Annotated in this window: 14 protein-coding genes and 2 pseudogenes; 4 read left to right on the forward strand and 12 right to left on the reverse strand. The window is 60.1% G+C overall.

Features of this window, described 5'->3' with window-relative positions; translation table 11 throughout:
* From QZ522_RS12825 to QZ522_RS12875, 11 genes and pseudogenes are all read right to left on the reverse strand, one after another.
* Positions 1-856, reverse strand: a pseudogene (locus tag QZ522_RS12825) (amidophosphoribosyltransferase); the annotation flags it as partial.
* Positions 857-984: 128 nt separating this feature from the next.
* A complete protein-coding gene (locus tag QZ522_RS12830) occupies positions 985-1,431 on the reverse strand; it encodes a DMT family transporter (RefSeq protein ID WP_294612091.1) in 447 nt (148 codons plus the stop codon).
* Positions 1,432-1,439: 8 nt separating this feature from the next.
* Positions 1,440-2,000 (reverse strand): CvpA family protein, encoded by a 561-nt coding sequence (locus tag QZ522_RS12835; protein ID WP_294612094.1) that lies wholly within the window; start codon positions 1,998-2,000, stop codon positions 1,440-1,442.
* 26 nt (positions 2,001-2,026) lie between these two features.
* Positions 2,027-3,391 carry a DNA repair protein RadA gene (gene radA / locus QZ522_RS12840; protein ID WP_294612096.1) on the reverse strand — a complete coding sequence of 455 codons (1,365 nt, stop codon included), beginning with the start codon at positions 3,389-3,391 and terminating at the stop codon, positions 2,027-2,029.
* 55 nt (positions 3,392-3,446) lie between these two features.
* Positions 3,447-4,211 carry a DNA repair protein gene (locus QZ522_RS12845; protein WP_294612099.1) on the reverse strand — a complete coding sequence of 255 codons (765 nt, stop codon included), beginning with the start codon at positions 4,209-4,211 and terminating at the stop codon, positions 3,447-3,449.
* Positions 4,212-4,321: 110 nt separating this feature from the next.
* The gene (locus QZ522_RS12850; RefSeq protein ID WP_294612144.1) at positions 4,322-4,795 is read right to left on the reverse strand and encodes a paraquat-inducible protein A; all 474 of its coding nucleotides are present in this window, start codon (positions 4,793-4,795) and stop codon (positions 4,322-4,324) included.
* 23 nt (positions 4,796-4,818) lie between these two features.
* Complete coding sequence (locus QZ522_RS12855; RefSeq protein ID WP_294612102.1) at positions 4,819-5,565, reverse strand: ATP-binding cassette domain-containing protein; 747 nt, start codon at positions 5,563-5,565, stop codon at positions 4,819-4,821.
* A complete protein-coding gene (locus QZ522_RS12860; protein WP_294612105.1) occupies positions 5,562-6,347 on the reverse strand; it encodes an ABC transporter permease in 786 nt (261 codons plus the stop codon). Before QZ522_RS12860 ends, QZ522_RS12855 begins: the two co-directional genes overlap by 4 nt.
* Positions 6,344-7,381, reverse strand: a complete 1,038-nt coding sequence (alr, locus tag QZ522_RS12865; protein ID WP_294612108.1) for an alanine racemase — start codon at positions 7,379-7,381, stop codon at positions 6,344-6,346. The genes QZ522_RS12860 and alr overlap by 4 nt, the downstream gene beginning before the upstream one ends.
* Positions 7,382-7,562: 181 nt before the next feature.
* Positions 7,563-7,676: an entericidin EcnA/B family protein gene (locus QZ522_RS12870; RefSeq protein WP_294612111.1), complete on the reverse strand. Its 114-nt coding sequence runs from the start codon at positions 7,674-7,676 to the stop codon at positions 7,563-7,565.
* A gap of 31 nt (positions 7,677-7,707) precedes the next feature.
* Positions 7,708-9,474, reverse strand: coding sequence for an extracellular solute-binding protein (locus tag QZ522_RS12875; RefSeq protein ID WP_294612147.1), 1,767 nt, complete (start codon positions 9,472-9,474; stop codon positions 7,708-7,710).
* A gap of 360 nt (positions 9,475-9,834) precedes the next feature.
* Between QZ522_RS12875 and QZ522_RS12880 the strand changes: the two genes are divergently transcribed.
* Complete coding sequence (locus QZ522_RS12880) at positions 9,835-10,608, forward strand: 3-hydroxybutyrate dehydrogenase (RefSeq protein WP_294612134.1); 774 nt, start codon at positions 9,835-9,837, stop codon at positions 10,606-10,608.
* Between the two features lie 68 nt (positions 10,609-10,676).
* Here the strand turns inward: QZ522_RS12880 and QZ522_RS12885 are convergent, their stop codons facing one another.
* A complete protein-coding gene (locus QZ522_RS12885) occupies positions 10,677-11,375 on the reverse strand; it encodes a DUF502 domain-containing protein (protein WP_294612137.1) in 699 nt (232 codons plus the stop codon).
* Between the two features lie 257 nt (positions 11,376-11,632).
* Here QZ522_RS12885 and rpsB point away from each other — a divergent pair, with 257 nt between their 5' ends.
* From rpsB to QZ522_RS12900, 3 genes and pseudogenes are all read left to right on the forward strand, one after another.
* Positions 11,633-12,406: a 30S ribosomal protein S2 gene (rpsB, locus tag QZ522_RS12890; protein ID WP_294612139.1), complete on the forward strand. Its 774-nt coding sequence runs from the start codon at positions 11,633-11,635 to the stop codon at positions 12,404-12,406.
* A gap of 77 nt (positions 12,407-12,483) precedes the next feature.
* Positions 12,484-13,365 (forward strand): translation elongation factor Ts, encoded by an 882-nt coding sequence (tsf, locus tag QZ522_RS12895; protein WP_294612142.1) that lies wholly within the window; start codon positions 12,484-12,486, stop codon positions 13,363-13,365.
* 144 nt (positions 13,366-13,509) lie between these two features.
* Positions 13,510-13,774 (forward strand): annotated as a pseudogene (locus tag QZ522_RS12900) (UMP kinase); the annotation flags it as partial.

A 13,774-nucleotide genomic window follows, 5' to 3' on the forward strand; every position in this document is an offset into this window, starting at 1 on the left:
CCATTTCGACACCGATCTGGTGGCGGGTTTCATAGACAGAGCGCCCGCCGATGATCGAATCGGGGCGCGAGAAATAGACATGCTCGAAGATGCAGAACCGCGACGGCACGCGGCGGAAGGGATAATGGCTTTGAACGCCGTCCTTTTCGGAAATCACCACCATCTCGCCGGGCTCGATCTCGCGCACATAGGTGGCGCCGATGATATCAAGGCCGCAGGTTTCCGAACTCAGGACCCAGCCATCGGCGACCTGACCCAGAACCAGCGGGCGCACCCCAAGCGGATCGCGCACACCGATAAGTTCACTCTGCGTCATGGCGACAATCGAGAAGGCGCCTTCGACCCGGCGCAAAGCGTCTTCCATCCGTTCGGGGATATTGCGCTGAAGCGAGCGCGCCATCAGGTGGATGATGCATTCACTGTCCGAGCTTGACTGAAAAATCGAGCCGCGCTCGATCAGCTCTTTGCGCAGGGCCTCGGCATTGGTGATATTGCCGTTATGGGCAATCGCCGCGCCGCCCATCGAAAACTCTCCAAAGAACGGCTGCACGTCGCGGATCGCGGCGCCTTTGCTGCCGGCCGTGGAATAGCGCACATGCCCGATAGCCAGCGGCCCCGGCAGCGTTTCCATAAGGCTGTGACGGGTGAAATTGTCTCGCACATAGCCAAAACGGCGCACGCTGTTAAAGCCTTGTTCGGGCTCATGGCTAACGATACCGCCCGCCTCTTGTCCGCGATGTTGCAGGGCATGCAGGCCGAGGGCCACGAAGTTGGCGGCATCGGTCACGCCGATGACGCCGTAAACACCGCATTCCTCTTTCAGTTTGTCATCGTCAAAGGGGTGCGCGGGGGGCATATGTTTGGGCAAAGCGGTTCAACTCCGAATCCGGTCATTTCGCTTGGGGCCTCTCTTACGCGCTTGGGCGGGCCATGTCACGAAACTATCACAAAATGTGACCACTGCGACGTCGGGCCCCGGTTATCTCAATAGCGTGACAGGATCACGCCACCCGCCACAAGCAGCACCGCCAGGATGCGGGCGGGCGACAGATCGCGCGCCACAAGACCAAAGGCGCCGATGTAATCCAGCAGCAGCGCGGCGGCCATCTGGCCCAGAATCACGACGGTGATCGTGGTGAGCACCCCGAGGATCGGCACGCCCCAGAGGGCGGCCCAGACATAAAACGCCCCAAGGGCACCGCCCAGAAACAGCCATTTTGGCACCGCGCCGGCGCGGGCGAAGGCGCCTGTCTCGCCGCCAAGTGCCACCAATACCAAGAGGGTCGCAAAGCCGACACCAAAGGAAATTGCCGCCGCTGCCAAAGAGCTGTCGATGCTGCGCCCAAGTGCCGAGTTGATCGGCGCCTGAAGAGCAATGGCCATACCGGCCACCGCCATGATCATCACTGCAAGAAGCGGGCTTTGCAACATTTCCGGGGTTATTCCGGCTTGTCGCAGGCACCCACAAGCTGTTCATATTGCTCTGTGATCCAGCCAAGCGCCTGTTCGGGATTGCCATCCTCGACCTTGCCGGTCAGCGTGGCGAAAACCCGCGCCGAGCGGCTGTCGTCGATGATCTCGATGGATTGCGAGGTGATCACCGTTTCGTAGACGAAATAGGCAATCGCGATCAGGAGAACGCCGCGCGCCACGCCGAACACAAAGCCAAGCCCCTGATCAATCCCGCCAAGCGCGGACCGCTGAACCAGCGAGGCAAACAGCGGTGTGATCAAAGAGGCGACGATAAGGCCAAGGGCAAAGACCGCGGCAAAGGCTGCAATCATGCTTAGCTCGCAACTGTCGGCGATAAATTCGCCCACGACCGGCACTTCCTTGACCAGCGGTTCGATCTGTGGCGCGAACAGAAACGCAAGGATACCTGCGACCACCCAGCCAGCAATCGCCAGAGCCTCGCGCACAAGCCCGCGCGAATAGGCCAAGAGCGCCGATAAAACGATAAACAGCGCCACGACGCCATCAATGATGGTAAAACCTTCCATTCGTCTCTTCCTGTCCCTTTACGCGCTTAGCCTGCGCCGAAAATGTCCCCGACAAACGCAGTCAGATCGCCCATATGCGTCAGTCTGAGCCCGCTGTCAGCACCCGCCTTGCCACCTGACGGGGTAATTGCGGCTGTGAAACCAAGTTTTTGCGCTTCTTTCAACCTGTTTTCGGTCTGTCCCACCGGTCTGAGGGCGCCAGACAGGCTTATCTCACCGAAAACCACCGTATCGGCGGGCAAGGCGGTGTCCTCGCGGGCACTGAGCAGGGCGGCGGCGACGGCGAGATCGGCGGCGGGTTCGCTGATCTTCAATCCGCCGGCCACGTTGAGATAGACATCTAGCCCGGCAAACGGGATGCCACAGCGCGCCTCGAGCACCGCGAGGATCATCGCAAGGCGCGCGCCATCCCATCCCACGACCGCGCGGCGCGGTTGCGAATGCGGGGTGGGGGCGACCAGCGCCTGCATTTCCACCAGCACGGGGCGGGTGCCCTCGATGCCGGAAAACACCACGGATCCGGGGCTTGGCGTGCCGCGACCCGACAGGAAAAGAGCGGATGGGTTGGAAACCTCGGCCAGCCCGGCGCCGGTCATCTCGAAGACGCCGATCTCGTCGGCGGGGCCAAAGCGGTTCTTGACGCTGCGCAGGATGCGGAACTGATGCCCGCGTTCGCCCTCGAAATAAAGCACGCAATCGACCATATGCTCGACCACGCGCGGCCCGGCGATCTGGCCGTCCTTCGTGACATGGCCGACCAGGATGACGCTTGTATTGGTGCGCTTGGCAAAGCTGGTCAGCTCATGCGCAGAGGCGCGCACCTGACTGACGCTGCCGGGGGCGGCCTCGACGGTGTCGGACCATACAGTCTGAATGGAATCGATGATCACAAGATCCGGGCGCTCTGATTCAAGCGTGGTCAGGATGTCGCGCAGCGATGTTGCTGTCGCAAGCTTGACCGGGGCCTCGCCAAGGCCAAGGCGCTGTGCGCGCATGCGGACCTGTGCGCTTGCCTCTTCGCCCGAGATGTAAAAGGTCTTGAGGCCCGCAGCAGCAAATCGCGCGGCGGCCTGAAGCAAAAGCGTCGATTTGCCGATGCCCGGATCACCACCCACCAGGACTGCGCTTGACGGGACAAGCCCGCCGCCCAGAACCCGATCAAGCTCGCCTATACCCGACAGGGTGCGCGGCGGCGGGGTTTCTTCGGTCGAAAGATCGGTCAGCGTCAGGAACGCGCCGCGCTTGACGCCAAGCGACTTGCCCTTAGGGCCGGTCGAAAGCGGCGCCTCTTCAACGATCGAGTTCCATTCGCCGCAGCCATCACAGCGCCCCGACCAGCGCGAATGCGACGCACCACAGGAGGTGCAGGAAAAGGAATTGGATTTCGCCATGACCGGGTGATGCCCCAACTGGCGCGCCCGGTCAAACCCGAAAGCCGTTCCCGTGCTATTCCGCCGCCTTCTTCGAAAGGTCGATCACCGTACCATCGGCGCGCCGCACCTCCTCCAGCCCGAGTTCTGGCAGAACGTCGCGCAGCTCGTCGCGCAGGCGCGCGAGCTGACTGCTGGCGACGCTTTCCTCAAGGTCGACCTCATGCGCCCAATGCCTGAGTTCGTGGCTGATCTGTTTGGCCTGATCCAGGCGGGCATTGAACGCGTCCACCTCTTGCTGGCGTTGGGTCAGGAAGGCCCGAGCGCGCGCCACCTTGTCGTCGGAATAGACCTCTGAGAGCTCGTGGCTGATATGCGACATCTGCGCGGCCACTTCCAGAAGGTCCGGTTCAAGCCCGCCAAGATCGGGATGATCGCGCAAATACGCGAGACGCTCGCGCACCGCGTCAAACTCTGACGAAAGCTGAAATACGCCGGTTCGGTCGGCGGCATGAGCAGCAGCATAGGCGCGCGCCACGTCCTGCATGCCGAGCGAAAACCGTCGGTGCGAGTTTTCAAGCGCCATGATACGCCCGTTCGCAGGCAGGTAGAAACACAGCAGGATCGCCAGAACGGTCAGGCCGATCTGTGTGAATTTTCCCGCGTTTTCATATACTACCCCACCAAAGCTCACGTTGAATTCCAGCCAGGGTGCGACGTTGAGAAAGGCCGCGATTGTCAATGCGCTTAGCCCGAGCGCGGACAATACAAAGGCGATAACAGCAAACCGATGCAATAGATATTGGGTCAAAAGAGCTATAGATTTTAATTGTTCGGCCATGACTTCCCCCTTGAAAGATCATTTCCTTAACATAGGCAAGTTTACGCCTGTTGTGCCCAAGGCCAAAGGCTTATTCGTTCACTTGGGGTAAAGTCTTGGAAATCGCGAAGTTACCGAGGGATATTTGTTTCGGTATGATCAACAATATCGCTGTTCTGGGCCGGTTTGTCCGTGATCCATCCGATCAGCAGCGAGACGATGATGCACAGGCTGAACAGGTAGAGCCCCCAGGCGGTCTCGACCCGGCCAAGACCGGCACCGCGCGACAGGATGATATAGAGCGCGATCAGGAACACATCCGCCATCGCCAGTTTGCCCAGCACCTGAAGCACCGGCAGAACCCGTCGTTCCAACAGGTGAAAGTGGATAAGCGCAAGGCCGATAGTCTTGAGGTAAGGCGCGAAGAGGGCAAAAAACGTCACCAGCAGCGCCAGGAACACATCCGCCTCCCAGAGGCTTTGCAGGCCGGTTATGACGCTGATTTCATCAAGCGCGAAGAACGGCAATATTCCGGCGCGCAAAAGCGGCGCGAACCACGCGATTGGGAACAGGACCAGAAGGGCGAGATTGGCGAGTTTAAGCACCCCAAAAGCCACTTTGCGAGCTGTCACCGCACCGCCTCGATCGGCCCCTCGGCGCGGCCGTGGATGAATTGATCAAGGTAGGGATCGCCGGAATGGTCCATCTCGCCCACCGGACCCGTCCATTTGATCACCCCGTCATGCAGCATGGCGATATTGTCGGCAATCGCGCGCACGCTTGTCATGTCATGGGTGATGGTCATGGCGGTGGCGCCCATCTCGACGACGATTTCGCGGATCAGGTCGTTGATCACCCCCGACATGATCGGATCAAGCCCGGTGGTCGGTTCGTCGAAAAAGATGATCTCGGGCTCGGCGGCGATGGCGCGGGCAAGGCCGACGCGCTTTTGCATGCCGCCCGAAAGCTCGGCCGGGAACTTGTCGGCGACATCGGGTTTCAGGCCGACACGGCGCAGCTTTTCAATCGCGATCTCGCGGGCTTCTTCCCTCGGGCGTTTCAACGATCCGCGCAACAGGCGGAAGGCGACGTTTTGCCAGACGGGCAGGGAATCAAACAGCGCGCCGCCCTGAAACAGCATGCCAAAGCGCGCCAGAAACGCGTCGCGGTCACCGGCTGTGACGTCCTTGCCATCCAGCGTGATCATGCCGCTATCGGGGGTGATCAGGCCGAGAATGCATTTCAGGGCCACGGATTTGCCCGTGCCCGACCCGCCGATGATCACCATCGAGGTGCCCGATTCAATGGTCAGGTTCACGCCGCGCAGAACGTGATTGTCGCCAAAGGCTTTGCGGACGTCTTTGAGCTCTATCATGCCGAGAAAAACAACTCTGTCAGAAGGTAGTTGGACGCAAGGATAAGGACGCTGGCGGCCACTACGGCGGCCTTGGTGGCGCTGCCGACGCCCTGTGCGCCGCGGCCCGAGTTCATCCCGTAATAGCACCCCATGAGCGCGACGATAAAGCCAAAGGCGGCGCCCTTGATCATGCCCGAAATGACGTCCCAGCTTTCAAGGAAGTCAATCGTGTTGTGAAGATAGGTCGCCGCCCCGAAATCAAGCCGTCCGATGCCCACGAGAAAGCCGCCCATGATCCCGAGAGCATCGCCCACACCCACCAGAAGCGGCACCGCCAGAGTGGCCGCAAGAACGCGGGGCAGGGTGAGGTATTTCATCGGGTTGGTCGACAGTGTGGTCAGCGCGTCGATCTGTTCAGTCACCTTCATGGTGCCGATCTCGGCCGCGATAGAGGAAGCGACGCGCGCCGCCACCATAAGCCCGCCAAGAACCGGTCCAAGCTCGCGCGTAAGGCCGATGGCGACAATCGAGGGCACCACGGTTTCGGCGTTGAACCGCGAACCGCCGGCGTAAATCTGAAGCGCAAGCGCGCCGCCGGTGAAAATTGCGGTCATGCCCACCACGGGAAGCGACAGCCAGCCGACCTGAACCAGCGCCTGGCCAAATTCGCGCCAGTAAAACGGCGGACGCGCCAGGTGGCTGATGGTTTGGGTGGCAAACAGCGTGATCCGCCCGACGATCGCAAGAGCGGTCAGCACATACCGCCCGATTGCGGCCAGGAATGACATGACCCCGGTCATCCGCCCAGATATCGCCGCATATAGCGTGCCCCCAAAGATGTGAGAATTTCATAGCCGATCGTGCCAGCGTTATCGGCCAGCGTGTCGATACACTGATGGCGGCCCAAAAGTTCAAGCGTCTTCGGATCATAGCCAAGATCGGTGATGTCGACGCCGATCAAATCCATCGAAATACGCCCGGCAACAGGGCAGGGGGTGTCCTCGGCCCAAAGCATGGTCTTGGGGCCCATCGCGCGGATGATCCCGTCGGCATAGCCGCTTGAGATGGTCGCGATCCTTGTGTCGCGGCTGGCGGTAAAGCTGTTGCCGTAACCCACGGTTTCTCCGGCAGCGAGGTCGCGGCACTGGATCACCGGAATATCAAGCGTGACCACCGGGCGTGCATCGGCGTAGGGGCGGCCACCGTAAACACCGATCCCTGGCCGTGTCAGATCGAAATGATAGGCCTCGTCCAGCAGGACCGCGCCGGTATTGGCAAGGCTGCGCGGCACGTCGATATCCGCGGTCATCTCGCGAAAGGCGGCAAGTTGCTGGGGGTTCATGGCATGATCGGGTTCATCGGCGCAGGCCAGATGGCTCATGATCAGGCGCGGCTTTTGCGCCAGGGCGATCTGGCGAATGGCGCCCCATTCCGCAGGTTCCATGCCAAGCCGGTTCATGCCGCTGTCAAGCTGAACGCCAAAGGGATGGCCGGGCAGGGCCTCGACATGGCGGACAAGCTGATCCAGAGAATTGATCATCGGCACAAGGTTCATGTCGCCGATCATGTCGGCATCGCCGCGCATATGGCCCGAGAACACATAGATAACCGGCCCCGGCCCAAGTGCCTCGCGCAGCGCGGCCCCCTCTTCGGCGACGGCGACGAAAAAGCTTCGGGCCCCGGCGCGGGCAAGGGCGCGTGCGACGCGCGCCATGCCAAGCCCATAGGCGTCGGCCTTGACCACGGCGGCGGTTTCACCCTCGCTCATGGCATTCAGCGCACGCCAGTTGGCGACAATCGCGTCAAGGTCAATGGTCAGGATTGCTGTGCTCATGGCCGGGTTTTGACATGATGGGCGTGGGGGTCAAGGGGAAAGCGTGGCGGCGCGACGCCATGACAAGTCTGCGGCGGCGCATGTGGGGCCTTTGTGTAACACCGGGCCCGGCAACAAAAATCCGCCCCGCGCCCTGCTGACGGGTCAGCCATGTGATGAATTCCGTGACGGTGGGCCCGCGTCAGAACCAGCTCTGAACGCCGCGCGCTGCACCCGACAAGTCGCGACCCACACCATCGACCGTGGCACAGCCTGCCATCAGGGTGATAAGGGCGAACGCAATCAGTTTCCGCATGCTCCTGCCTCTAGTTTGTTGCCTGTTGTTATCAGTCTGCCTCGTACCACCATACCTCGGGTAGAAATCCAATTCCATCCCCGTAGATCGGCAGGCGGTCACTTGGGTATTTCAACTGTGTCTTATGGGCAATACGCCCGATACTGTACTGATGGATCGGGATCACATAGCGCCCGGTGGTCAGCACCCGGTCGAGCGCGCGGGTGGCGGCGACGAACTCGGCGCGGTCCCTGGCCGTGAGCATATGAGAAATCATCGCCTCGGCGGCGGGTGAGATCATGCCCATCAAATTGCGGCTTCCGGGTTGATTGACCCCCTGCGCCCCCCAATAGAACATCTGCTCGTTGCCGGGGCTAAGCGACAGAGAACGACGCATGAGCGTGAGATCAAAGTCATACTGCGCCTCGCGTTCTGCATATTGTGCCTTGTCGGTCATCTGGGTGGTCAGGGCGATGCCCAGACGCTCGAGTGCGCGGGCATAGATATCCATCATCGCCGTCGCCTGACCGATAAGCCCGTCCTGTTGCAGCAGGACCGTGAGCTCAAGTGGTCGGCCCTGCGCATTGACCAGACGACCGTCCACGACCCGCCAGCCGGCCTCGTTCAGAAGCGCCATGGCGCGGCGGATGTTCTTGCGGTTGCGCGCGGTGCCGTCGCTGATGGGCAGCTCATAGCCCTCAAGCGCACCGGGCAGGAGCGTATCGGCAAACGGCGCCAGCAAGTCACGTACCCGCCCCGTGGCGGGGCCGTGATCCATCGCCAGTTCGGAATTCGAGAAATACGAGGTGATGCGCGGCTGGCGCCCGCCGGTCAGCGTATCGTTGATATACTCGAAATTGAACGCCGTGATCAGCGCCTCGCGCCCGCGCCAGTCATCCAGCGGTGCGCGCCGGGTGTTCATCACGAAACCGGTCATGCCCGAGGGTTTCTGGTGCGGCACCTCCGATTTGACGATCTCGCCACGCTGAACGGCGGGAAAATCGTATTCGTTGGCCCAGGCCTCGGCGTTGAATTCGCGCACATAGCTGATCAGCCCGGCCTTGAAGGCCTCTTTCAGGACCGTGTCATCGCCGTAGAATTCGATCCGGATTTCGTCAAAGTTATTGGTGCCGCGCCGATACCCGAGGTCCTTGCCCCAATAGGCAGGATTGCGGCGCAAGACGACAGTGCGGTCGATCTCGTAGCTGTCGACCACATAGGGACCGGTGCCGATGGGAATATCCGCAATGCCCGCCTCGGCGATATCGCGATCCTGCCATTGCGCCTTTTGCAGAATCGGGCGCAACCCGGCCAGAAGCGCAAGTTCGCGGTCCTCCTCGTTGAAGGTCAGGCGCAGGCTGCGCGGGCCGGTCTGGGCGATCTCGCCGACCTTTTGCCAGAACCCGCGATAGCGCGGGTGCCCGTTGGTGCCAAGTTCGCGGTAGGACCAGATCACATCCTCGACCGTGACCGGGGTCCCGTCAGAGAACCGCGCGCCCTTGCGCAGGGTGAATTCGACCCATTCGCGATTCGGCCCGGTCTCGACCGATTCGGCCAAAAGGCCGTATAGCGTGAAAGGTTCATCCCAGGATCGCCCCATGAGGCTTTCGTGGGTGAGGCTTGCCAATTGCCATGGCGAGGTTCCGCGCAGGATGAATGGATTGAGCGAATCAAAGCCGCCGACATTGCCGGTCACGGCCTGTCCGCCCTTGGGGGCGTCCGGGTTGGCATAAGGGAGAGACACAAAATCGGGTGGTAGGGCCGGATCGCCATACATAGCTATGCCATGGGCGGGGTCCGCGGTGGCCGGCGCGGTCATCACGGCCAAGGCCCAGAGGAGCAATCCGGCGCGGGCAAAGCGGAAAATATCTGATCTCATTCCGGCGACAATCCTCAATCTTCCTTGTTTGTCAGGTCCGGACCCTAGTGGCGGATTCATGCATTATCAAACTTTTAGCTTGGACTGCGGCGTCGGATTGCTTATAAAGGGGGCACTGCTCGATAGGTTTCTTGCCTGTATGAAACCTGCCTCAATAACTTGACGCCCGCTTCGCGCGGGCGTTTTTTTTGGCCTGGCGGATCGGGTGGTTTACCTCTCCGGGACGTGATCGCCAAGCCACGTGCAATTCGCATTTGCAGCACGTATGCTGCGTCTGCAACACGTTTTGGGAGAATGGGCATGAGCGCCAAAGGTAAAACAGCAATCATCACCGGATCGAATTCCGGCATCGGTCTGGGCATCGCCCAGGAACTCGCACGGGCGGGCGTGAATGTGATTCTCAACTCTTTCACCGATTCGAAAGAAGATCACGAACTTGCCGCCGGAATCGCCAAAGAGCATGGCGTGAGCGCGCGCTACATCAAGGCCGATATGTCGGATGGTGCGCAATGCCGCGCACTGATCGAACAGGCCGGGGTCTGTGATATCCTGATCAATAACGCCGGCATTCAGCATGTCGCCGCGATTGACAAGTTTCCCGCCGAGAAATGGGATGCGATCATTGCGATCAACCTCAGTTCGGCGTTTCACACCACCGCCGCCGCCCTGCCGATGATGCGTGCCGCTGGCTGGGGCCGGGTGGTCAATATCTCCTCGGCGCACGGGCTGACAGCAAGCCCGTTCAAATCGGCCTATATTGCCGCCAAGCACGGCATTATCGGCCTGACCAAGACCACCGCTCTTGAAACCGCCGAAGAGCCGATCACCGCCAATGCGATCTGTCCAGGGTATGTTCTGACGCCGCTGGTGGAATCGCAGATTCCCGACACGATGAAGGAATACGGGATGTCGCGCGAAGAGGTGATCAAGAACGTCATGCTCAAGCGGCAGCCGTCCAAGGAATTCGCCACCGTCGAGCAGATGGGCGGCACGGCGCTGTTCCTGTGTTCGGATGCGGCCGCGCAGATTACCGGCACGACGATCAGCGTCGATGGCGGCTGGACCGCCCTTTAAGCGGAAATCGAGAGGGCGGGGGTGGTTGCCCCCGCCGGAATTTGAGTATTTTCGGAAAGATGAAAGGCTCAGGCCGTCGTGGCCTTAGTTTCCTTTTTTCCCGGTTTGGCCTGTCCCGGATAGACGAGGCCGGCCGAGATCACCAGCTTGGCGGCGTCCTCGATGCTCATGTCGAGTTCGATCACATCCTCGCGCGGGAAGAACAGCAGGAATCCCGAGGTCGGGTTGGGCGTGGTCGGGACGAAGACGCTGATCAACTTGCTGCCGCTCTGGGCCTTTTCGTTGATCTCGCCCTTTGCCTCGATCGAGATAAAGCCGATCGCCCAGATGTCCTTGCGCGGGTATTGGATCAGGCAGGCCTTTTCGAAGCTGCTTTCGGATTGTGCGAAGACCGTTTCGGCGATCTGTTTGACGCCGGAATAGATCGAACGCACGACCGGCATGCGGTTGACCAGCGATTCAGCGAAGATGATGAGCGAACGCCCGATCAGCCCCTTGGCGATCCAGCCGACAACGACGGTGAAGATCAGGAATATGATCACGCCGATGCCGCGGAGGTTGATGCCGAAATATTCCTGGGGTTGGAGATTATGCGGAATGAGCGGCAGCACGAAACCGTCAACCCAGCCCACGATCGTCCACATCAGCCAGAGCGTCAGGCCAACCGGGGCAATCACCACGAGGCCGGTCAGAAAGCTGGCGCGCAACCCGGCAAAGCGGCGCGGTTTCTTGGGCGGAGCGGGCAAATCGTCAAATGGCGTGGTCATCGGGTATCCAGACACTTATACAGCGAGGTATCTATGCGCAAAGGGGGCCTGCGACAATGGGCCAATGCTTGTTGAGGCGCTTGTGGCATGAAAAACCGGGACGGGGGTTGCGGGCGGGCGCATCGGGCGCTATACGCGCGGCACTGTAATCCGCAGGTATGGGCGGGCTGATGGGGGAGACATCCCTGTTTGTCCACCGGTTGAAGCATCCCGCTTCTCACCCCGTACCGAGGCGAAAACCGGAAAAGGAAACGACCATGGCTCTTCCCGAGTTCACCATGCGTCAGCTGTTGGAAGCTGGCGTTCACTTTGGCCACCAGACGCAGCGTTGGAACCCCCGCATGGGCGAGTTCATCTATGGTGCGCGCAACGGCATTCACATCATGGACCTCACGCAAACCGTTCCGATGCTGGACGCGGCGCTGAATGTGATCCGTGAAACCGTTGCCAAGAACGGCCGCATCCTGTTTGTCGGCACCAAGCGTCAGGCCGCATCGCCGATCGCCGATGCCGCAGACAAATGCGCACAATATTACATGAACCACCGCTGGCTTGGTGGCACGCTGACCAACTGGCAGACCGTGTCGAAATCGATCCAGCGCCTGAAACAGATCGACGAAGCCCTTGAGGGCGGTGCCGAAGGTCTGACCAAGAAAGAGCGTCTTGGCATGGAACGTGACCAGGGCAAGCTTCAGGCATCGCTTGGCGGGATTCGCGAGATGGGCGGCGTGCCGGACCTTCTGTTCGTCATCGACGTGAAAAAAGAAGCCCTGGCCGTGGCCGAAGCCAACAAGCTCGGGATTCCGGTCGTGGCCGTGGTTGACACCAACTGCTCGCCCGACGGCATCGACTATATCATCCCCGGCAACGACGACGCGGCCCGCGCCATCGCACTTTATTGCGACCTGGTGAGCCGGGCCGCACTTGACGGCATGACCGCTCAGATGGGCGCCGCCGGTATCGACCTTGGCGCCATGGAAGAGGCACCGGTCGAAGAGGTGATCGCCGAGGCCGCCACAGCCGAAGGCTGAGCGACGTCAAGAAACTGACATGGGGGCAGGGGTATCATCCCGCCCCCGATCCCTGACTGAATTTGAGGAGAGCCAAAATGGCGATCACAGCTGCAATGGTGAAAGAACTGCGCGATTCGACGGGCGCAGGCATGATGGACGCGAAAAAAGCGCTGACCGAAACCGACGGCGACATGGAAGCCGCGGTTGACTGGCTGCGCACAAAGGGCCTTGCGAAAGCGGCCAAGAAATCGGGCCGTACCGCGGCCGAAGGTCTGGTTGCCGTTCAGGTCGAAGGTGGCCGCGGGGTTGCTGTCGAAGTGAACTCGGAAACCGACTTTGTTGCGAAAAACGCCGAGTTTCAGGGCATGGTTCGCGATATCGCCAAAACCGCTCTTGGTGTCTCTGATCTTGAGGCGCTGCTGGCCGCCGACATGGGCGGCAAAAACGTTGCCGACACCGTAAACGCCAAGATCGCCACCATTGGCGAGAATATGTCGGTGCGCCGCATGGCCGCGCTCGAGGGTGATACCGTTGTGTCCTACGTGCACAACGCCGCCACCGACGGCATGGGCAAGATTGGTGTTTTGGTTGCGCTCAAGGGCGATGAGGTCTTTGGCCGTCAGGTTGCGATGCACATCGCCGCCACCAACCCCGCTTCTCTGGATGAGGCCTCGCTTGACCCGGCCGTTGTCGAAAAGGAAAAGCAGGTTCAGATCGAGATCGCCCGCGAATCCGGCAAGCCCGACGCGGTGATCGAAAAAATGATCGTTGGTCGCATGGCCAAGTTCATGTCTGAAGTGACCCTTCTGGGCCAGGCCTTCGTGATGAACCCCGACCTTACCGTCGCGGCCGCTGCCAAGGAAGCCGGTGCGCAGATCACTGGTTTCATTCGCCTTGAAGTAGGTGAAGGCATCGAGAAAAAAGAAGAAGATTTCGCTGCAGAAGTTGCTGCACAAATCGCTGCTACTAAAGGTTAATTCCTTTTGCTAGTTAAACTAAGACCGTAGCAATTGCTGCGGTCTTATCGTATATAATCAACTGGTTTTTTGTATTAGTTAGATAAAACGCTAATAAATGAGTTGAGTGTATAACCCCTATCGCCATAATCAGGACTAATAAATATGAGTACCAATCCTAAACCTGCTTTTCGTCGTGTTCTTTTAAAACTAAGTGGTGAAGCCCTAATGGGTGAAGAAGGCTTCGGCATCGATCCTAAAGTGCTTGATCGTATGGGACAGGAGATCAAAGAGCTAGTAGAGCTAGGTATTCAAGTGGGTGTTGTCATTGGCGGTGGTAACTTGTTCCGTGGCGAAGGTCTAGCTACAGCGGGTATGAACCGCGTAGTAGGCGACCACATGGGTATGCTTGCAACGGTAATGAACGGTC

The organism is uncultured Roseovarius sp. (assembly GCF_913054395.1).
Lineage (GTDB): Bacteria > Pseudomonadota > Alphaproteobacteria > Rhodobacterales > Rhodobacteraceae > Roseovarius.

Bases quoted from the DNA above. Each gene is read 5' to 3' on its own strand.
- QZ522_RS12845 (WP_294612099.1), bottom strand. From the start codon at position 4,211: ATGGCCGAACAATTAAAATCTATAGCTCTTTTGACCCAATATCTATTG.
- rpsB (WP_294612139.1), top strand. From the start codon at position 11,633: ATGGCTCTTCCCGAGTTCACCATGCGTCAGCTGTTGGAAGCTGGCGTT.
- QZ522_RS12835 (WP_294612094.1), bottom strand. From the start codon at position 2,000: ATGGAAGGTTTTACCATCATTGATGGCGTCGTGGCGCTGTTTATCGTT.
- QZ522_RS12855 (WP_294612102.1), bottom strand. From the start codon at position 5,565: ATGATAGAGCTCAAAGACGTCCGCAAAGCCTTTGGCGACAATCACGTT.
- tsf (WP_294612142.1), top strand. From the start codon at position 12,484: ATGGCGATCACAGCTGCAATGGTGAAAGAACTGCGCGATTCGACGGGC.
- QZ522_RS12875 (WP_294612147.1), bottom strand. From the start codon at position 9,474: ATGACCGCGCCGGCCACCGCGGACCCCGCCCATGGCATAGCTATGTAT.
- QZ522_RS12870 (WP_294612111.1), bottom strand. From the start codon at position 7,676: ATGCGGAAACTGATTGCGTTCGCCCTTATCACCCTGATGGCAGGCTGT.
- QZ522_RS12880 (WP_294612134.1), top strand. From the start codon at position 9,835: ATGAGCGCCAAAGGTAAAACAGCAATCATCACCGGATCGAATTCCGGC.
- alr (WP_294612108.1), bottom strand. From the start codon at position 7,381: ATGAGCACAGCAATCCTGACCATTGACCTTGACGCGATTGTCGCCAAC.
- QZ522_RS12885 (WP_294612137.1), bottom strand. From the start codon at position 11,375: ATGACCACGCCATTTGACGATTTGCCCGCTCCGCCCAAGAAACCGCGC.
- QZ522_RS12860 (WP_294612105.1), bottom strand. From the start codon at position 6,347: ATGACCGGGGTCATGTCATTCCTGGCCGCAATCGGGCGGTATGTGCTG.
- radA (WP_294612096.1), bottom strand. From the start codon at position 3,391: ATGGCGAAATCCAATTCCTTTTCCTGCACCTCCTGTGGTGCGTCGCAT.
- QZ522_RS12830 (WP_294612091.1), bottom strand. From the start codon at position 1,431: ATGTTGCAAAGCCCGCTTCTTGCAGTGATGATCATGGCGGTGGCCGGT.